Below are 20,565 nucleotides of genomic sequence, written 5' to 3' on the forward strand. Positions count from 1 at the left end.
TATTTATTTTTTCCCCCTACTGGAGGATCACAACACCCACTGATCGGGATTTAGCTTGTTGATATTCACTTCTCCTCAAATTCAATTTCAAGGGCAATGACAGGGTACTCGAGGTTGAAGTTTGTCACAACCTCGGGGTGAACCTCACCGAAGAACCCTCTTATTCTCGATGATTCACCCTCAGATTCAATGGACGCACACCTCCCCCTTATGAATGATGGGTGGTCGAGGGGTTCCACTCTGAACTCATATCCAAGGTTCTCAACCACTGCAGCTGCAATTGACTTGATCTCGGTGAAACCCGCGCTTGAGTGGGTGATTGCACATGCCAGTTTCTTCACGGTACGTGTACGGGTCTCGGCTTTAGGATCAATGTATACCACGTCCCCAACCTCGAATATTCTCTGGGGGAGGTCCTCATGCCTGTTATCCTCAAGGAATTCAAGGAGACCATTCAGGAGGCTCTTGCGGATCATGGTCCGATCCTGTGAAATCGGCTGGGCAACCTGCACCCTTTCATCCTCCTCGAGTCGCATCTTCTGGTAGTGGCTCTCCTCACTTGTCAGCATGAGGCTCATCACCTCCTGGAAGCCCAGACCCACCATAACATCCCTTATGAATTTATCGGCCCTGTTCCAGTTATCCTCCTCTGCAATGGTTGCAACTTCAGGGATAAGGGGTTCGATCCTCCCTATGCAGTACTGGGTTGCTATGTTCTCCACAAGGTCAACCTCGTGGAGGATGTCCACCCTGTAGGCCGGGATAACCGCAAGGACCTCGTCAGGGGAGACGATGGATGCATCCATACGGGCCTTCATGAGGAGTTCTTTGATCTCAGCAGCGTCAAGTTCAATGCCTGTTATGTGTGAAGCTGTTGATACAGAGACACTCATCTCCTTTGGTGTGAGGTCAGGGAGCCTTAACTCAGATTCAGGGCGCCTCACCGTTACTGACCTTATGACACCACCAGACTCTGCAAATGATGTGCATATGATGTTCAGGGCCTGGTTAACTGCCCTCTCATCGGTCCCTGTAACATCAACGAGTATCCTCTCTGTCTCTGTGGTTAACTTGGTGAGTTCCCCGTTTATTATGGGGGGGAGGGAGAGCACATCTCCATTCTTATCGGTTATGAGGGGATAACGTTCATGGTCCCTCAGGAGATGTGCGTAGGCCACACCCTTGGGGTGCTCCTCCAGTATCTCCCGGGGTGTCATTTCACATACACTCTCAAGGGGGGTGAAGGTGACACCCTCAGGTTCAACTCCACTGTAGACGAAGGGGGGCTCAACACGGTCAAGGTCATGTATACCAATGGCCACCTTCTTCCGGTCACGCCCGATAACCCAGTGGAGGTCCTCCTGAAACTCCATGACCTGTTTAAGCTTCTTATCTGTGAATCTCACATTTTCAATGACAGCCATTCCAAGGTGGGGCCTCACATTGAGGACAGACTCATCAACAGTCACCTCAATGTCTGATTCAGGAACATCATAACTGGGCATGCCTGTTTCAATCCCCAGAAATCCCCTGAGGCTCCTTGCAACACCCTCAACCGAGAGGAGGTCAGGGCGGTTGGGGAAGAATTCAACCTTAATACCCTCATCATCAAAGTCCTCAATGTCACTCCCCATCATCGGCAGAACTTCAATGAGCCTTTCTCTATCAATGTCAATGCCCAGTTCCTTCAGGTCATCATAATCCAACGTTATAACAGGCATGGTGATCTCTCCGGTAAATATGATGGTTCAAATTATCATGGGTATCCAATAAATAATTAACCCGCCCCCTATCTCAAAATTCATATAGTCCAGGAAACAGAATACATAGAGGGGGTGTGAAGTTGAAGCACATTTTTTTGCTATATTTTTTGTAATCGCGATTCTCATGGGTGCAGCATCAGCAGCCGCTGTAAATCAGACACCTGCAAATAACAGCTGGAGCACCTGGGGGTCATCAGGGACCCATCACCATGAGGTGGACTCTGACTGCTGCTCGGTGGTGGTTAATGTTAATGAGAGTGACGCTGTCTTTGCCTACAGGAGGGATTCCACCTATGCCGCCACCCTCAGGATTCAGAAGACGATCTGGAATGGCAGGGAAACCCTGAAGGAATACAAGACCGTCAACGGATACTTCTTCCACACCATAATCTCAGAGGGTGGCTGGATGATGGGGGCCGGCGGACCCGATATAGTCTGGATAAACCGGGCCCTTGAGGCTATAGGGGGAGACATCATCCGGCGCGGTAACGTGACATCCTATGATATGAAGAGGGCCCACAGCCTCGTGAGAAAACTCGGCCTCGGACACTTTGTTATAAGGGGCCCGGGTGGTCAGGTAGGGGTTTCAATTTACAGGAGTGGCTACTCAAGGCTCTCAGTATTCAGGCTGCGGAATGGGGAGTACATAAGTGTACCCAACAGCCCATCCTATTACAGGAGAGGCTACTATTCACGCTGGAGTCAAAATCCCCTTAAGGCAGCGGTTTATGCTGCAGGGACAGACCGCTGGGGATACAACAGGCGAAACATACTTCTCTACGAGACCCTGAGCAGGGAAAACTCCACACTTCTGAGGGTGCACGCAACCTTTGATGGGGGCAGACTCCTTGGAAGAAACAGGGGAAGGCCCGATAACATAATATTCCTTGGAAAATATGTGGCAGCATCATCACTCCCACGGATACCCACCACAAAATTCATAGGGTCTCTGACACTGGGGAGAACAGGATAAAATTATTTTAAAAGGAAACGGGCCTTTTAGAGGGCAGAGAAGACCATTATGAAGAAAACCGATTCCACGGTGAAGTGGAGGGCCCTGTGATACAGCCATCCATGGTCCACCCCGCTCAGCTGATGGTAAAGATCCACAACAAGGTGTATGAGGGCTGCGAGGAACCCTATCTCAAATGAGAGAAACACAAGGGACAGCACTATGAAGTGGAAGAGGGCCTCCAGACCCTCATGGACCAGCCACAGCTGGATGTTCGATGAGACGGTCTCCTTTATTATCCCGGCAAGAAGTATGTAAAAATCAAAGAAGACATTCCAGAGTATCCTCGTGTGTATCTCATCACTTATTGCAAGGAAGAGTGCTATGTAGAACCAGATCAACTCCATTGGCATTCACCATATGAGAACTTGCTCTCCTTTTATTTCTCCACAAAGTTAGAGTATTCAAACATCTTTATAAAGATTGGGTAGTGAATATTATCATATAACTTTTCCAGCACTTCACAGCTTCTATCAGGGAGAGAATAAGATGACCGATAACCAGATCCCAAAGGATTACAACCATAAAAACGAGGTTAAATGGCAGAAAAAATGGCAGGAAGATGACATATACCGCTTCATAGGGTCAGGGACAAAGCCCAGGTACATCATAGACACGCCACCACCATACCCAACAGGATCCATACACATGGGCCACGTACTCAACTGGGTCTACATGGACATAATAGCAAGGTTCAGGAGGATGAGGGGATTCGATGTCCTCTTCCCCCAGGGCTGGGACTGTCATGGTCTCCCAACGGAGGTCAAGGTTGAGGAGACCCACAACATAAAGAAGAGTGACGTGTCACGTGAGGAATTCAGGCGCCTCTGTGTGGAACTCACACAGGAAAACATAAAGATGATGAAGGAGCAGATGCAGCGCCTTGGCTTCAGCCAGGACTGGAGCCACGAATTCGTGACCATGACCCCTGAGTACATGAGAAGAACCCAGCTCTCATTCCTCCGCATGTATGAGGACGGCCTCATATACCAGGGTGTGCACCCGGTCAACTGGTGCCCCAGGTGTGAGACTGCGATAGCCTTTGCAGAGGTCGAATACGTTGAGAACGAGACAAACCTCAACTATGTGAGGTTCCCTGTCGATGGTGGTGAAGATATAGAGATAGCCACAACAAGGCCGGAGCTCATGGCAGCCTGCGTGGCTGTGGCTGTGCACCCTGATGATGATAGATTCAGTGAATTTGAGGGTAAGGAGATAGAGGTACCCCTCTTCGGCCAGAAGGTTAAACTGATAAAGGACCCTGATGTTGACCCTGAATTCGGTACCGGTGCTGTCATGATATGTACCTTCGGGGACAAGACGGACGTTACCTGGGTCAACCGCCATAACCTTGACATTATAGAGGCGATAGATGAAAGGGGATATATGACAGAGGCCGCAGGCAAATATAAGGGTCTTACCATAAGGGAGTGCAAGGAACAGATAGTTGAGGACCTTGAAAGGGAGGGCTTCCTCCTGAGAAAGGAGCCTGTAAAGCAGAACGTGGGCACCTGCTGGAGGTGCAAGACACCGATAGAGATCCTGGTCAAGAAGCAGTGGTTTGTGGCGGTAAAGAAACTCATACCCGATGTTAGAAGGGCTGCTGAGGAAATGGAATGGGTGCCCGAACACATGAAGACGAGGCTCCTCAACTGGACAGGGTCCATGGACTGGGACTGGTGCATATCAAGGCAGAGGATATTCGCAACACCCATACCAGTGTGGTACTGTAAGGAATGCGGAAGGGTCCACGTTGCAGATGAGGATATGCTGCCAGTTGACCCAACAAGGGACGATCCAGGGATAAAATGTGAATGCGGAAGCACAGAATTCATTGGGGAGGAGGATGTCCTGGACACCTGGATGGACAGTTCAATATCCCCTCTCTCGGTTGCAGGATGGCCAGATGAATCCTACAGGGACCTCTTCCCCGCAAATCTGAGGCCACAGGGACACGACATAATCCGTACCTGGGCATTCTACACCATACTGAGATGCATGGCACTCACCGGTGAGAAACCCTTCAGTGAGATAGTGATAAACGGGATGGTCTTCGGGGAGGACGGACACAAGATGAGCAAGTCCCGGGGAAATGTTATAGCACCTGAGGAGGTCCTTGAGGACTACGGTGCCGATGCACTGAGGCTCTGGGCCGCAGGGAGTGTGCCAGGGTCAGACGTTCCATTTGCCTGGAAGGACGTGAAGTACGGCTACAAGTTCCTGAGGAAATTCTGGAATGCATTCAGATTCATAAGCATCCACCTGGGAGATGACAGGGAGGCGGAATTCAGACCGCTTGACCGCTGGATACTCTCCAGGCTCATGAACCTGGTGAGGGACGTTACAGAGAGTCTGGAGGAGTACAACTTCGCAGCAGCGGTGGGGAGGATCCAGAAGTTCGTCTGGCATGACTTCTGTGACGAGTACATCGAGGCTGTCAAGTACCGCCTGTACTCAGAGGGGGATGGGGCCTCAAGGGTGGCAGCCCAGACCACCCTCAGGATGGTTCTCGAGACATGCCTCAGGCTCCTTGCCCCGGTGACACCCCACTTCACAGAGGAGGTTCACCAGCACATCGGTGAGGGATCAATACATGTGAAAGGCTGGCCAGAGTACCGACCTGAGCTGGTTGACCCTGAGATCGAGAGGATGGGTGACATTTCAGTTGAGGTTATAGGTGAAATCAGGAGGTTCAAGTCATCATCAAAGATGCCCCTCAACGCACCCCTCCGATCAGCCACCATATACACGGATGAGGATTCAGCGGCAATGCTGGAACCATTCCTCCAGGACATAGCAGGGACAATGAATATATCTGAGGTGGGCCTTGAGACGGGTGAACCTGAAATAACAGAGAGGGTCGTGGAACTTGAACCGAGAATGGACAGGATAGGGCCCGAGTTCAGGGGAGACGCCCCGGCCATAATCTCCCATCTCCAGGGATCTGACCCCCAGGATGTCTACGATGAACTCCAGGAGAATGGGGAAATAGAGGTTGCTGGAAGAAGACTCACAGCTGAATACATAAGCTTCAGAAAGGAGGTTGTGGGAACAGCCGGCGAAAGGGTCGATGTGCTCAACATGGATGAACCTGAGATCATAATAGAAATCGTGCGATGATCCCCTCGAGGTGTTTCAATGGAACTTAAAGTTGATGTTTCACCTGAACTTTCAGGGACAGTCAAAGCCCCACCATCCAAGAGTTACACCCACAGGGCAGTCATAGTGGCGGCTCTTGCAGATGGCATATCAGAGATCAGGGACCCCCTTGTGGCAGAGGACACCCTCTCCTCAGTGGAGGCCTGCCGGGCATTCGGGGTTGACATAGAGGGCAATGAGAAATGGTCCGTCACCGGAAGCGGGGGTGAACTTGAAACACCCGACGATGTTGTATACCTTGGAAATTCAGGGACAACACTGCGCATCATGACCTCGGTGGCTGGCCTTGCAGAGAACTACACTGTACTCACCGGTGATGAGTCCCTCAGGACAAGACCCATGCAGCCCCTCCTGGACGCCCTCAAACCACTGGGTGTTGAGGCAGTATCCTCAAGGATGAACGGCCTCCCACCTGTTATTATAAAGGGAGGATTCAGGGGCGGTGAGACATCAATAGATGGGAGTCTGAGTTCACAGTTCATATCCTCGATCCTCATAGCAGCACCCCTCTCAGAGGGCGTTGACCTGAAGGTTGAGGGGGAGTTCATATCAAGGCCCTACGTTGACATGACCCTTGATGTGATGGAGAAATTCTCTGTCCCGGTGGAATACTCTGATGGGGTATTCTCTGTTGAACCATCCAGGTACAGGGGAAGGACGTACACGGTTGAGGGTGACTACTCCTCTGCATCCTACCTTGCAGGGGCAGTTGCAGTTGCAGGCGGGGAGGTCAGAATCGAGAACCTCTTCAGGGATTCCAGGCAGGGCGACCGTATCATACTTGACATAATCAGTGAGATGGGGGCCGATGTTGTGGTGGGAGATAACCACGTGGTTGTATCATCCACAGGGGAACTTTCAGGTGTCCAGGCGGACCTCCATGACGCCCCGGACCTCCTCCCAACTGTAGCGGTCCTTGGGGCCCTTGCAGATGGACGAACCGAGATAAGGGGGGTTGAACATGCAAGGTACAAGGAAACAGACAGGATAAGGACATGCGCCACTGAACTTGGAAAACTGGGAGTGGATGTTAAGGAGCTGCGGGACGGCATGGTCATTGAGGGTGGTGTGAGGGGTGGAGTGGTCTCATCCCACGGCGACCACAGACTTGCAATGGCATTCACCCTCATAGGTCTCAGGGAGGGTATAACAATAATGGATGGTGAGGTCTTCAGTGTTTCGTTCCCTGATTTTCCAGAGAGGATGAGGTCAATTGGGTGTCGAATAAACCTCCCACAGCATTAAATATATAAAATATGGTACATAAAATAGGGACACAGCATTCAGACATTATACTTAACTATAAATGAGTGTGAGTTGATTATAATGAAAAATAAGGAGACAAAGGTTGTAATCTTCGGGGATTATGATACCGGTAAAACAACCACCCTTGAGCAGCTCTGTGATAAGATAACAAAGGTTGAGTACAAGGGCACAACACTGGCACTGGATTATGGTAACTGCATCGTTAACGGTGAGAAGATACACCTCTTTGCAACACCCGGCCACGAGAGGTTCAAGTTCATGCTTGAGATCATCTCCAATGGCCTTGATGCCGCCATAATAGTGGTGGATAACTCAAGGGGGGTAACCCTGGCTGAGAAGGAGATAATGGCAGAACTTGAGGAGAAAAACATCCCATACGTTGTGTTCTCAAATAAACAGGACCTTGATGATTCTGAACTTGAGATTGACAGGGATGTGGATGTTCTGCCCACCATTGCAACCGAGGGTGAGGGGCTGATGGACGGTCTTCAGCTTCTGCTCCAGAAACTTAACTGATTCTTTTTTCCGGTGGTATCCATCAGGGATATTGACAGGATAATGGAGGGTCTTAGGAGCCTCTACTCCCTCAGGGTCTTTGAGGACAGGGACCCCTACCGTGTCCTCATAAGAACAATACTCTCCCAGAGGACCCGGGACGAGAACACCGATGAGGCAACCGCCAGGCTGTTCTCTGAGTACCCCACCATGGAGGACGTTGCATATGCACCGGTTGAGAAATTGGAGCAGCTTGTAAGGAAGGCTGGCTTCTATCACGTCAAGGCACGGAGGATCAGGGAGGTTTCGCGGATTCTCCTTGAGGAATACGGGGGGAGGGTCCCTGATGACATTGATGAACTCCTTAAACTTCCAGGTGTTGGGAGGAAAACAGCAAACTGTGTACTTGTATATGCATTCAATAAGCCAGTGGTCCCTGTTGATACACATGTCCACAGGATATCAAACAGAATAGGCCTTGTGAACACCAGGACACCTGAGGAGACCGAGAGGGTCCTCATGGAGGTCATACCCAGGAAATACTGGATAGAACTCAATGACCTCATGGTCCAGTTCGGACAGGACATATGCAGGCCAGTGGGTCCGAGGCATGAGGAATGTCCCATTGCAGATGAATGCGACTACTATAAGAGCTTGATGGACGAAAGGGAAAAAACCTGATGTTTAGGAGTTAATATTTACTTTTTTCAGGCATTCATGAGGGGATACTTGATTAATTAAAATAAGATTAGAGTCAATCTATTCAAAATTAAAATCTAGAAGTCTAGTTTCTCAGAGCGTCACAGGAAAAAAATATCAATTTAATTGATTTTTTATTCCCTGAGGGATGCCACCTTCTCTGCAAAGGCTGATAAAACCTTCTTTGAGAGGCCCTCAATGTACTTGAGTGACCCTGCGCATTCATGTCCACCCCCATCGATCACCGCCTCAGGAATCTCCTCTGCCAGTTCCCAGACTATCTCGTTGAGGTTGAACCCGAATTTCTCATTCACAGCATCGGTTGCCCTTATAACCCCGAAGTCCGGTCCATAGGCAAGGGTGATTATTGGTGTCTCCTCGCCGTGCTTCTGGACCATGTAGTCATGGACGAAGCCGCAGGTCTTGCCGGGGGCAGGGAAGGTGAAGCGGTGTGAGTACTTCTCAACGTCAAGGACATTGAAGAGTATACCATTGGGGAGCATCGTGGATTTGAGGTTGGGTATCGCGGCCCGGAGCTGGGTATCAACCTTTCTCTCGTATTCCCTGTAGAGGGCGTCCACCAGTTTTTTGTGCTTATCAAGATTTCCAAGACCAAGGATGGTGTCTATTATGCCCCTTCCATTCATGAATCGGAGGTAAAAAGCCTCAAAGTCAACACAGGCGGCTATTTTTTCAAGCTCCTCCCGTTCATAGCCCCGCTCACCTGCGAGTTCAATGTAACCTTCGGCTTCAGGGGAGTTTGCATGGTCCCCCACAGCAGCAATGCCGGGGAGGTGCAGGATCCTCTCGGTGATCTCAGGGTTTATCATCTTGGCTATCTCCACTGAAAGGGCACCAGCCGTTATCTGGGAGTCCCCACCCACCAGGTATGGGTTCACGTGCACGTCAACGTATTCATCAACCTCCACCCTTCCATCGGTGACCTCACCCGGGTAGTGGTGGTCCACGACCACTATTTCGATGTCATAGATCTTTGCCTTCATGAGGGCGAGTATGTCCTCCTCTGTCGACCCGTTGTCAAGGAGCACAAGGAGGGGGAGTTTCTGCCCGTGCCTTTCCAGGTCCTCAAGTGCATAGGAAAGGTCCTTCACCACGTCCTCCAGTTCATAGAACGGGGCCTTACTTGGGGCCCTCTTGAAGTAGTGCCACTCTGCATCTGTGCTCGGGTTCAGTTCCCTCAGCAGGGGCACAACTGCCTTTTCTATGGCCACACCTGCACATATACCATCGGCGTCTGCATGGTGCCTTACCAGTATGGATCTTCCATCGTATATTGCCCTTCTTATGGCCTTGGCTGCTTCAATGAGTTTTGGCCTCAGTTTTTCAAGGGTTTCGCTTTCTATGAGGAGGTCCTTCCTCTTAGGTTCTGCCCTCCTGTCAATTGCCTCATCGATGAGCCTCCTTGCCTCAGCAGCATCCTTTCCTATGAGGCGTTCAATGGACTCTGATTCTATCTGGATCTTACCGGTGTGCTGGTTAACCTCACCTATAACCTCAACTATGTGTCCTATCTGGATGTGGGGGTAGACCCTTATGCCTGGCTCATCAAAGGCCGCTGCCCAGGTTGTCCCTGTCTCATCTGAGATTGTGAATATTGTTGGTCCTGAGGTCTGCTGTATCTGTATGACCTCACCCACTATTCTCACTGTTTTACCAAGACTCTTGGTGTCTATATCAGCTATTCTTGTCCTTGGGAGGTCCTTTTTTAATTTAACGATCTCATATGGTCCCTTTATACTGGCGGGTATCATGTCAACCTCGCCCTTGTAGGGCTTTACATGGGATACCCTGACGAATATTTCGTCACCGATTCTGTGGTCAGGGAAGAGGCCCCTCATGAGTCCCCAGACATGGCTGTTGAGGCTCACGAAGACACCATATTTTTCTATCCTCGTTATCTTTCCACGGTATACGCTTCCAACCTCAAGGTCGTCGATGGTGCATGCCGGGTGGAGGACGTATACGTGTTCCTTCTTCTGGCAGTCAGGACAGTACTCGTCCCTGCCACTTATCCTCTTTCCACATGAGGGGCATATGTTCACCTCACCCTTTCCTCCACAGTTGGGGCAGGGTTCCCTCACCTCGACCTCACCCTTTCCCCTGCATACCTCGCAGGGCACATCATGGGCCTCCTCAAGGTCGAACCTCTGCCTTGCAGTGTTTGATACACCCTTGAAGTGGTCCTTAATATCCTCCGTTGATTGGTAGCCTGTCCCATGGCATGCGCTGCATATTTTGTAACTTTTAACACGGTAACCCTTACCCTTACATTCACTACATGACTGGATCATGGTATTCCTCATAGAAACGATTTATTTAATGATAAATAACGGGAACTTATTATATAATGGCGGCGTTCATTATTTATATTTGATTGTTGTGGAGCCGGGGGAATAAGATGTCAGGGACGTCACCCATGGTTGTGGGAATCATTAACTTTTTTGACAGGAGGAGACACCCATCAGGGGGTTACACACTTTATGAGGGGCTTCCTGACTCTAAAAATACGTATTACGCCATAAAGTCCCTGGAGGTCATTGATTCTCTCCCTGATGATGTTGCGAGAACCCTTGACTGGCTTGAGGAGCTTCACTCGAGGGGTAGCTTCGCTGCCCAGGGACTTTTCTACAGGTGCAGTTTGCTGGCTGATTATGGCAGGGAATTCAGGGTAAAGGATAGATTTCTCGATCTTCTAAGAAGGTCCTACAGAAGATCAAAGCTTGAAATAACGTATTACATGGATTCGGTTCTCCGCCTCCATGGTGAATACCTTGAGGGGGTCCCTGAATGGGTTCTTTCGCTTCAGAACGATGACGGCGGTTTTGGAAGGCACGGTTCAGACATCATAAACACCCATTTTGCGGTTGAGATACTGGAGGCCCATGGTGTGAATTTCAGCAGGAAGGAGGTGCTTGAATTTGCTGATTCCTGCTGGGGTGAGGGGGGCTGGAACTTCACGCCCCTGTCCCATCCGCCATACATTGAGACGGTTTACGCAGGTTTCAGGGTCAACGAGATCCTCAGGGGAATGAAACATGATGTGGGAGACTTTATATTGAAATTGAGAAACCCTGATGGGGGATTCAGGAGGTCACTGTATATGGGCATATCTGAACCTGAGTACACCTATAGGGCGGTTTACATTCTGTTCAGGGGTTAAGGTGATGATTATCTCTAAACTGGAAATTCATTCCTCTGCCGGGATTTTACAGGCAGTTAAATTCGTAAGGGGGAGGGAGACTCATTTTTCTATGGGGGTTTACCATGAATAGGGCGGCTAAGTTCATAATCATACTCGGAATTGTGAGCCTATTTGCAGACATGACCTATGAGGGTGCCAGGGGAATAACAGGGCCATTCATGGCCTTTCTCGGCGCCAGCGCATTCATGGTTGGATTTGCGGCAGGGTTCGGTGAACTTTCAGGGTACATTATAAGGTTCCTTTCAGGGTACATCTCAGATAGAACAGGGAGGTACTGGTTCATAACATTTGCCGGCTACCTGATCAACCTTATAGCTGTGCCTCTCTTGCATTTGCAGGTAACTGGCAGGCGGCGGTTCTCCTGATAATAATGGAGAGGGTGGGTAAGGGCCTCAGAACACCACCCCGGGATGCTATTTTATCATATGCATCCTCAGGTATGGGTCATGGTACTGGATTCGGGATACATGAGGCCCTTGACCAGATTGGGGCTGTTGCAGGACCCCTCATAGTTTTCATTGTTCTGGCACTTGGCGGAGGCTTCAGGGAGGGGTTCCTGATCCTTGCAGTTCCGGCGGTCATGGCGCTCTCAGTTTTAACTGCAGGTTACCTCCTCTTTCCACGTCCAGGTGAACTTGAAACCTCAACAGGAATTGATTACACATCATTCAGAGGTTCCTACTGGATTTACATGCTCGCTGTATGTTTCATAGCCCTCGGATACGCTGATTTTCCACTTGTGGGTTACCACCTTGGAGTGAGTGGGGTTATGGGACCCTCAATGATTCCTGTCCTTTATTCCCTTGCCATGCTCACAGATGCCGTCTCAGCTCTCATCTTTGGAAGGTACTTTGACAGGTATGGTTTCAGGGTCATGGCCCTTGCGGTGTTAATCTCCATGCTCTATGGCCCCCCTTGCCTTCCTTGGCGGCTCAGTGGCGGCAGTTACTGGGGCGGCACTCTGGGGTGTGGGTATGGGTGCACAGGAGTCTGTTATGAGGGCCGCAGTTTCAAGGTTTTCTCCACCAGAGAGGAGGGGCTCAGCCTACGGGACGTTCAACATGGTTTTTGGAGTCGCCTGGTTTTCGGGAAGCCTCCTTATGGGCTACCTCTACGGTTTGTGGATACCTGCGGTTGTCCTGTTTTCAATTATAACCCAGTCAGCTGCCATAGCTGTAATAGCTGGTGTTGAACGGATGGAGAGGAAGGTTCCTTAGATGAAAGCAACCGGAAAATTTATATAAATCAACCTGAAGTTCAGTATATAGGTGATGGAGTCCACCTTTAAACGCTTTTTCTGGCTGATGACTCCTGCAGAAAAAATGTAGGAGGAGCTATCCTCCAGATGGAGGTATCAATTTGGAGTATGTTGCATTCAGCGTAGCTGTTATTATCTTACTTGGTCTTCTGTTCAGCAGGGTATTCAACCGCATCGGGATACCGGGAATCCTGGGGATGCTTGTACTGGGCATTCTGATAGGTCCCCATGGACTGAACCTTATATCAAAAAGTATAATGGACGTTTCACCCGACCTCAGGGTCATAGCACTCATAATAATCCTCCTGAGGGCTGGTTTTGGTATAAACCTCGAAAGCCTAAGAAAGGTGGGCATGACCGCAGTTAAGATGAGTTTCATACCCGATGTCGTTGAGGGTTTCGCTGTGATGTTCGCAGCCCACTACATACTGGGCCTTTCACTCATAGAGGCGGGTATCCTTGGTTTTGTTATAGCCGCGGTTTCACCTGCAGTTATAGTCCCACAGATGCTCTCCTTCATTGAGAGGAGGATGGGGACAGCCAAGGGTATACCCACCATTATACTGACAGGTGCATCTGTGGATGACGTTGTTTCAATAACCCTCTTCTCGGCGTTCCTGGGAATGTATCAGGGACAGCAGGTTAACTTTCTTGTGGAGGTCCTGGGGGTCCCGATATCAATACTGACAGGTATGGTTGCGGGTCTTGCCCTTGGTCTTGCCCTTGTGTATCTCTTCAGGAAATTTGAGATAAGAAACACTGAGAAGACACTCATCATCCTGGGCGCGGCAATACTCCTTAAGAATGCAGGGGATATACTCAGTGCCCATGTCCCCATAGCCGCACTTGTTGGTGTGATGGTAACAGGGCTTGTTATACTTGAGAGGATGCCTGAAACAGGACTCAAGCTCTCTGAGAAATTCAACAAGGTATGGATATTTGCAGAGATACTTCTCTTTGTGCTTGTGGGGGCAGCGGTTGACGTTAAACTCATATTCCAGGTGGGACTCCTGGGACTGGCAGTGGTAATCCTGGGTCTTGCAGCAAGGAGTATGGGCGTGCTCCTGGCACTCAGAGGCTCCAACCTTAATTTGAGGGAAAGGGTATTCTGCATAGCAGCTTACATACCAAAGGCTACTGTGCAGGCAGCTGTGGGTGCAATACCCCTTGCCGCGGGGGTTGCAGCGGGTCAAACAATACTTGCAATGGCGGTACTCGCCATACTCTTCACAGCACCCCTTGGGTCAGTGGCTGTCAGAATCACAGGCGAAAGGTTCCTGGAGGTTGAAGGGGCCCCGTAGGGGACCTGAACCTTTCAGGATTTTTAGATAAGGGGTGTGTACTGTAAGTTTAACTGGACCTTTCAGGATTTTTAGATAAGGGGTGTGTACTGTAAGTTTAACTGAACCTTTCGGGATTTTTATTTACAATTTCCTGTCTTTTTCTTTCTAATTCCTTTGCACTCAGCATGTAACCATTTGCAAGTTCTATATTTGAGTTCCCGCTCTCAGTGTCTTTCAGTGTGAACATCTGTATGGCATTCTTAAGCTGTTGGGTGGCGTTGAGTTTTGCCTCCAGCTCAGATACCAGGAGTTCGATGTAGTTGACCACTATGGGGTCACCTGTGTCCTTAGCATGATTCAGGGCCTCGGATGCAAGGGTCCTGGCGGAACTATACTCACTCTCTGCAAGTTCGCACTTTGAAAGCGCATCGTCCAGTTTGAAGCTGTTTGCTGCAAGTGCTGATTCATTGAAATAAGCATCACCCTTCTTTATATGATCATTTATCTGGGGGGCAAGCTGGTTGATGCTGCTGTTCCCTGAAGTTATGCAGCCACTCACACTTACGGTAAGAAGAAGGAGTGCCATAAGATAGATCCTCTTCATGGAGGGGATTTTATAATTTGAAAAATAAAAGTTTTGGGTTTGGGTAAAGGTTTTGGGTTTGGGTAGTTTATCTGTAGGGGTTATGTGAGGTTTTTTGTGATTGTGGGTTGGGTTATCCTGAGCATGGTTTATGGAGCCAGAATTTTCACCGGTCATGGAACCGGATGATCTGTAAATTGAGGTTCAGTCCCCATCCGTGTGCTGAATCAGGGCTATCCTCACCCCATTGGGGTCCTCTATGAATGCAAGTTTTCCCACAGTTATGGGTGTTGGATCCATTACAACCCTTGCCCCCCGGGATCTCAGCTCCTGCAGTGTGACTTCAAGGTCATCGACGTCCATTCCAACCGAGAATAAACCCTCTTTGTTGACGGGATTCCTTATGAGTTCCACCATGGTTTCCCCATCACCCCGGAGGATGGTTATCTCACCATGATCTCCAAGGTCATAGTGGCTATCCACCTCAAAACCCATGACATCCCTGTAAAAGCGGACGGATTCATCCATATCTTTAACTATCATGGTTATATACTTAATTTTCATAAAATAAAGCCTCCTTCCATAAAAACTCTCCAGAGCATCCATACTGATACGTACCAGAGCACTCTCTAATTGAATTTAGAGCAACTAAAAGTTCATTCTATGAAAATAAAAGGTTGATTGAACCATCAGTACCAGAGTCCATGGATATTGCAGTAGGCCCTCACCATGAACTCTGAGTCAGGGTCAACAGGGAATTCAGCCTCTGGCCTGTCACCTGGCCTGAGATCCCTCCTGTGGACCTCTGTCCCTGCTATGACCTCTACCCACTGTATGTGATGGTTCTCCTCCATTGGGTGGGGTACCTCACCAATTTTAACCCTGATTCCATCACCGCTCCTCTCAACGACGGGCACGTGTTTCTCTGGCCCAACATCTGTTCTTCTTGCAACGAGGAGCTCCATTGGCTGGTTGCAGCATACCAGCTGACCCGCGCCAGGGTTGAGTACCTCCACGATGTTCCCGCAGACGTTGCACCTGAATATCTGGTTCCTCTCTGTCATAGGGCTTCCCTTCTAGTACTCCTCACATTTCACCTGGAAGTACCTGGTGGGGTGGTCACATGATGGACACTTCTCTGGTGGCTCTGTACCCTCATGGACGTAGCCACACTTCCTGCAGACCCAGGCCACAGGTTCATCCTTCCTGTAAACCTTGCCTGTTTCAACAACTTTAAGCAGCTTTCTGTAACGTTCCTCGTGGTGCTTCTCCGCTTCTCCTATCGCCCTGAGTCTCTTGGCAATCTCAGGGTACCCCTCCTCCTCTGCAACATCGGCAAATTCAGGGTACATTTCGCTGTTCTCGTAGTGCTCACCTGCAATGGCGGCTATCAGGTTCTCATCGGTACTTCCGAGGATGAGGGGGGCCTCTGCGTCCACAACGATGGACTCGGGTTCATCCCCTGCCTCCTTCCTGAGTTCATTTATGAGGCGGAAGAGCCACTTGGCGTGTTCCCTCTCATTCTCGGCGGTGGTCAGGAATATCTCGGATATCTGCTCGAATCCTTCCTTCTTTGCAATTTTCGCATAGAAGGTGTATCTGTTCCTCGCCTGGCTTTCACCAATGAAGGCCTTTGTAAGGTTCTCCAGGGTCCTTTTCATTTTTTTCACCCATCCAATATATGCAAGCAACTCATATTAAATCCTTTCATTTTATGTTCTCTGCCTGTGAACTTAACCGCCATGACCCCTGAAACTGAATGTCTTGGCATTGAGGGCCACTATGACAGTACTTACAGACATGAGTATGGCCCCCATGGCGGGTGTCAGGATGAGGCCCTGGCCATACAGCACCCCGGCTGCAAGAGGGAGGGCTATGACGTTGTAACCAGTGGCCCAGATCAGGTTCTCCTTCATCTTGCTGTAGGTGGCCGATGCAAGGTCCATGAGGTCAACAACATCAAGGGGGTTGCTCCTCACAAGCACCACATCGGCACTTTCAATCGCCACATCGGTCCCGGCCCCTATGGCTATGCCGATATCTGCCTGTGCAAGGGCCGGGGCATCATTTACACCATCCCCCACCACTGCAACCCTGAGCCCGTCATCCTGCAGTCCCCTTATGACCTCATATTTCTCCTGGGGGATGAGCTGTGCCTGGTATTCATCAATGCCAAGTTCGGAGGCAACCCAGCCGGCGACCCTCTGGCTGTCACCGGTTAACATCATGCACCTTATACCGCGGGATCTGAGTATCCTGATGGCATCCCTGGCCTCGGGGCGTATGACATCTGCAAGGGCAATGCAGCCCTTGAGTTCATCGTTCACAGTTACAAAGACCGTGGTTTTAGGCTGATCCATGAGTTCATCAACCCTGGGGTCCTTAACCATGAGTCCGAGTTCCTCTGTGTAACTGTAGCTGAGTACCTTCACCCTTGAGCCGTTCACATGCCCCATAACACCCCTTCCACCTATCGCTGCAAAGTTCTCCACAGGGAGCACCTCATCCACGGCCTCAACTATGCCCCTGGCTATGGGGTGACTGGAGGCTGACTCAACGGCTGCAGCATAGGATAGTATCTCCCCCTCATCCATTTCAGGGTCAAAGGATATGACATCGGTTATCCCGAGTTCACCCACCGTCAGTGTTCCTGTCTTGTCAAAAACAACAACATCAGGGTTCATGGCGTTCTCGAAGGCTTCCCGGTTCCTTATGAGTATGCCCCTCCCTGCTGAGATTGCGGTGGAGACAGCTATCACAAGGGGTATTGCAAGTCCCAGGGCATGGGGGCAGGCTGTTACCATGACCGTCACTGACCTTTCAAGTGAGAAGAATGCTCCCATACCAAGGCCGTACCATGCTGTGAATGTGAGGACCCCACCGGTAAGGGCAACAACTGTTAACCAGAATGCTGCCCTGTCTGCCAGCACCTGAGTCCTTGTCCTCCCCTCCTGGGCCATCCCCACAAGCCGGATTATCTGGGAAATGAATGATTCCTCACCAACGCGCTCCACCTCTACAGTGAGGGGGCCTCCGGTGTTTATGGAACCCCCAATAACCCGGTCACCAGGGGACTTTCTGACGGGAACCGACTCCCCGGTGAGCAGCGCCTCATTCACATGGGATTCCCCCTTTATCACGGTTCCATCCGTTGGTATCTTCTCTGCTGACCTCACAAGCACGATGTCGCCTGGTTTGAGGGTGGCCACATCAACATCTTCAACCTTTCCATCCACCAGGAGGTGGGCCTTCTTGGGGATGAGCCTTGCAAGCCTCTCAACTGCCCCGGAGGCGCTCCTGACAGATCTCATCTCGATCCAGTGCCCGAGGAGCATGACGTCAATTAGGGTTACAAGTTCAACAAAGAACACCATACCCCCAGGGCCGGCCGGTACCCCGAGGCTGTAGATGTAGGCCACGGTTATGGCCACGGCGATGAGGGTCATCATACCGGGGGTTCTGGATGAAATCTCCCTCACGGATCCCCTCAGGAAGGGGTAGCCCCCGTAGAAGAATATGATGGATGATATGATCAGAACAACCAGTTCACTACCCTCAAAGCTTACCAGAACAGTCCCTGTTGGCAGTTCACCAAGCAGGATAACAGGGATGGTGAGGAGGAGGCATACAATGAATCTCCTCCTGTATTCCATTTCATGGTGTCTGTGCATCTCCATCCTAGATCACCCCCAGGTGTTCCATGACTTCCACCGGATCATTCACCGGGGGGTAGCATCTGCTGCCATCACAGAGGTAATAGGCGCAGCCCTCAGATGGAGCTCTCTTATCCCTGAGGTGTGAAGGTGCAATGGGCCAGTCACGGGGCATGACGGTGATGGTAAAATCAGGTATCAGCCTTTTCCTGAGCTCCACGGGTATAACAGGTTTCCCGCTGCAGACGACAGTGAGGGACCTGCCTCCACTTATGGCCCACTCTGCATGGGATAGGAGGAATGTATGGGCTGCCGGCGCAGATTCAACATCACCGGCAAAGGCCCTCATCACGCCCCTGGCAGATTCTGCTAGCTCATCATCCTCAAGGATGCCCCCCAGCCTGAGGAGGTTCAGCATATGAACAGAGTTTCCTGAGGGGATGGCACCATCAGCAGCATTCCTGGGTCTTAATATTAGCCTGGGGTCATCGGTTGAATAGAATCCACCATCAGGGGCACCGAATTTATTCTCAAGGGATTCTGAGAGTTCAAGGGCCATCTCAACGTAATCCTTCCTGAAGGTCGCGTCATACATCTCAAGGAGGCCCCAGATGAGAAATGCGTAGTCATCGAGTTTCCCGTCTATTCCAGCATCACCGTCACGATAGAGGTGAAGAAGCTCACCATCCATGTGCAGGTTGTCCATGATGAATTTGAGGCACCTCTCTGCAGCGTCCAGGGCCTCATCACTGTCGAGGATCCTCCCACACGCTGCAAGCGCCCCCACCATAAGTCCGTTCCAGTCCGTTAATATCTTATCATCCAGGGCGGGGGCCGGTCGCTCCATCCTCATCTCAAGGAGGACACCCCTTGCATTTTCTATGATCTCATTTAACTCAGCCAGGGTGAGGTTGAACTCCTCTGCAACCCTTCCGGGGGAGCCGATGTGAAGTATGTTCTCACCCCTCACGTCACCTGCAAAGTTTCCATCCTCAAGCACGTTGAAATAGCGCATCACAACATCCGCATCATCCCCCAGGGCCCTGCGTATCTCAGAGGCCCTCCAGAGGTAGTACTTACCCTCAACTCCCTCACTCTCGGCATCCTCCGCTGAATAGAAACCCCCCTCTGGGGACTGGAGATTCCCAAGAACGTATTCAACCATCTCAAGGGATGTCTTTTTGTAGAGATCATCACCGGTAACCTGGAAGGCCTCCAGGTAGGCTTTCAGTATCAGCGCCTGATCATAGAGCATCTTCTCGAAGTGGGGCACAGTCCAGGTGGGTTCAACCGCGTATCTGTGGAATCCGTAACCCAGCTGGTCATATATGCCCCCGTACCTCATCCTCCTCAGGGTGAGGTTAACCATCCCGAGGGCATCATCGTCCCTTCGCCTCAGATGATACCTCAGGAGGAAGTAGATGTTGTGGGGGGTCGGGAACTTCTGGTAGGATCCAAAGCCGCCGTTCCTGGCATCGAAATTCCTCCTTAGATACTCATATGCAGCATCCACGGTTCCGGGTTTGAGTCTGGATGATTCTTTCACAGATTTTTTAAGGGCACTGACAACCTCCCTGGCGGTTTTTACTATTCCATCAGGGTCGTTCTTCCAGAGCAGAACCACCCTTTCGAGGATTGTCCTGAGACCCGGTACACCGCCCCTGTCATCGGGCGGGAAGTAGGTCCCTGCAAAGAAGGGTTCCCCCTCAGGTGTCATGATGATTGTGAGTGGCCAGCCACCTGTCCCGGTCATCATCTGGCAGACCCTCATGTATATGGCGTCGATGTCAGGGCGCTCCTCCCTGTCCACCTTCACAGCAACAAAGTTTTCATTGAGTATTCCCGCGATTTCAGGGTCCTCAAAGGATTCCCGTGCCATCACATGGCACCAGTGACATGTTGAGTAACCTATGGATAGAAATATGGGTTTTTCTTCCTCCCGTGCCAGCTGAAAAGCCTCATCCCCCCATGGATACCAGTTAACAGGGTTGTGGGCATGCTGAAGCAGGTAGGGACTCTTCTCATTTATCAGAGAATTGGTGAATTCTTTACCTTTCATTTACTCCCCCTCAACATCAATTATGTTGATCCGGCTTTATTAATATTAATAGATGGGCTGCTGCCAGGGCGAGGGGTCATTCGAATCATTTATTATTTCCCCCACCAGATAT

Annotated in this window: 18 protein-coding genes, 1 pseudogene and 1 riboswitch; of the genes and pseudogenes, 10 read left to right on the top strand and 9 right to left on the bottom strand. The window is 50.4% G+C overall.

All coding sequences use genetic code 11. The features are described from left to right. Positions 1-65: 65 nt before the first annotated feature. Complete coding sequence (pheT, locus tag FVF72_RS07695) at positions 66-1,721, bottom strand: phenylalanine--tRNA ligase subunit beta (RefSeq protein WP_013295981.1); 1,656 nt, start codon at positions 1,719-1,721, stop codon at positions 66-68. Positions 1,722-1,887: 166 nt separating this feature from the next. On the opposite strand from pheT, the gene FVF72_RS07700 reads away from it, so the two are divergent. Next, positions 1,888-2,736 (top strand): hypothetical protein, encoded by an 849-nt coding sequence (locus tag FVF72_RS07700; protein ID WP_013295980.1) that lies wholly within the window; start codon positions 1,888-1,890, stop codon positions 2,734-2,736. Between the two features lie 26 nt (positions 2,737-2,762). On the opposite strand, the gene FVF72_RS07705 is transcribed toward FVF72_RS07700, so the two are convergent. After that, entirely contained in the window at positions 2,763-3,122 is a 360-nt protein-coding gene (locus tag FVF72_RS07705) for a hypothetical protein (RefSeq protein ID WP_013295978.1), read from the bottom strand. A gap of 142 nt (positions 3,123-3,264) precedes the next feature. On the opposite strand from FVF72_RS07705, the gene FVF72_RS07710 reads away from it, so the two are divergent. The 4 genes from FVF72_RS07710 to nth all read left to right on the top strand — a co-directional run bounded on the left by FVF72_RS07710 (position 3,265) and on the right by nth (position 8,376). Next, entirely contained in the window at positions 3,265-5,895 is a 2,631-nt protein-coding gene (locus FVF72_RS07710) for a valine--tRNA ligase (protein ID WP_013295977.1), read from the top strand. An 18-nt stretch (positions 5,896-5,913) separates the two neighbouring features. Further along, positions 5,914-7,179, top strand: a complete 1,266-nt coding sequence (gene aroA, locus FVF72_RS07715) for a 3-phosphoshikimate 1-carboxyvinyltransferase (protein ID WP_147671774.1) — start codon at positions 5,914-5,916, stop codon at positions 7,177-7,179. Positions 7,180-7,260: 81 nt separating this feature from the next. Next, the gene (locus tag FVF72_RS07720) at positions 7,261-7,716 is read left to right on the top strand and encodes an ATP/GTP-binding protein (RefSeq protein WP_013295975.1); all 456 of its coding nucleotides are present in this window, start codon (positions 7,261-7,263) and stop codon (positions 7,714-7,716) included. A gap of 42 nt (positions 7,717-7,758) precedes the next feature. After that, entirely contained in the window at positions 7,759-8,376 is a 618-nt protein-coding gene (gene nth / locus FVF72_RS07725; RefSeq protein WP_048901292.1) for an endonuclease III, read from the top strand. Between the two features lie 152 nt (positions 8,377-8,528). Here the strand turns inward: nth and FVF72_RS07730 are convergent, their stop codons facing one another. Further along, a complete protein-coding gene (locus tag FVF72_RS07730; RefSeq protein ID WP_147672026.1) occupies positions 8,529-10,706 on the bottom strand; it encodes a DHH family phosphoesterase in 2,178 nt (725 codons plus the stop codon). Between the two features lie 107 nt (positions 10,707-10,813). On the opposite strand from FVF72_RS07730, the gene FVF72_RS07735 reads away from it, so the two are divergent. The 5 genes and pseudogenes from FVF72_RS07735 (at position 10,814) to FVF72_RS07750 (ending at position 14,176) form a co-directional block, all read left to right on the top strand. After that, on the top strand, positions 10,814-11,575 hold the full coding sequence (locus tag FVF72_RS07735; protein ID WP_147671775.1) for a prenyltransferase/squalene oxidase repeat-containing protein: 762 nt from the start codon (positions 10,814-10,816) through the stop codon (positions 11,573-11,575). Between the two features lie 104 nt (positions 11,576-11,679). Continuing rightward, complete coding sequence (locus tag FVF72_RS07740; RefSeq protein ID WP_147671776.1) at positions 11,680-11,982, top strand: MFS transporter; 303 nt, start codon at positions 11,680-11,682, stop codon at positions 11,980-11,982. 5 nt (positions 11,983-11,987) lie between these two features. After that, positions 11,988-12,551, top strand: a pseudogene (locus FVF72_RS07745) (MFS transporter); the annotation flags it as partial. 40 nt (positions 12,552-12,591) lie between these two features. Then, complete coding sequence (locus tag FVF72_RS09545) at positions 12,592-12,834, top strand: MFS transporter (protein WP_370511827.1); 243 nt, start codon at positions 12,592-12,594, stop codon at positions 12,832-12,834. Positions 12,835-12,875: 41 nt separating this feature from the next. Continuing rightward, positions 12,876-12,938: riboswitch (Fluoride riboswitch) on the top strand. A gap of 38 nt (positions 12,939-12,976) precedes the next feature. Then, the gene (locus FVF72_RS07750) at positions 12,977-14,176 is read left to right on the top strand and encodes a sodium:proton antiporter (RefSeq protein ID WP_147671778.1); all 1,200 of its coding nucleotides are present in this window, start codon (positions 12,977-12,979) and stop codon (positions 14,174-14,176) included. 97 nt (positions 14,177-14,273) lie between these two features. Here the strand turns inward: FVF72_RS07750 and FVF72_RS07755 are convergent, their stop codons facing one another. From FVF72_RS07755 to FVF72_RS07780, 6 genes are all read right to left on the bottom strand, one after another. Then, positions 14,274-14,762: a hypothetical protein gene (locus tag FVF72_RS07755; RefSeq protein WP_147671779.1), complete on the bottom strand. Its 489-nt coding sequence runs from the start codon at positions 14,760-14,762 to the stop codon at positions 14,274-14,276. Between the two features lie 183 nt (positions 14,763-14,945). Further along, positions 14,946-15,347, bottom strand: coding sequence for a VOC family protein (locus FVF72_RS07760; RefSeq protein ID WP_370511828.1), 402 nt, complete (start codon positions 15,345-15,347; stop codon positions 14,946-14,948). An 83-nt stretch (positions 15,348-15,430) separates the two neighbouring features. Next, positions 15,431-15,805, bottom strand: a complete 375-nt coding sequence (locus FVF72_RS07765) for a desulfoferrodoxin (protein WP_147671781.1) — start codon at positions 15,803-15,805, stop codon at positions 15,431-15,433. A 12-nt stretch (positions 15,806-15,817) separates the two neighbouring features. Continuing rightward, positions 15,818-16,402, bottom strand: coding sequence for a rubrerythrin (gene rbr, locus FVF72_RS07770; RefSeq protein ID WP_147671782.1), 585 nt, complete (start codon positions 16,400-16,402; stop codon positions 15,818-15,820). A gap of 72 nt (positions 16,403-16,474) precedes the next feature. Further along, positions 16,475-18,418: a heavy metal translocating P-type ATPase gene (locus FVF72_RS07775; RefSeq protein ID WP_255503694.1), complete on the bottom strand. Its 1,944-nt coding sequence runs from the start codon at positions 18,416-18,418 to the stop codon at positions 16,475-16,477. 1 nt (position 18,419) lies between these two features. Continuing rightward, positions 18,420-20,453, bottom strand: coding sequence for a thioredoxin domain-containing protein (locus FVF72_RS07780; RefSeq protein WP_147671783.1), 2,034 nt, complete (start codon positions 20,451-20,453; stop codon positions 18,420-18,422). Between the last annotated feature and the right edge of the window lie 112 nt (positions 20,454-20,565).

This window comes from Methanothermobacter sp. KEPCO-1 (assembly GCF_008033705.1).
Lineage (GTDB): Archaea > Methanobacteriota > Methanobacteria > Methanobacteriales > Methanothermobacteraceae > Methanothermobacter > Methanothermobacter marburgensis.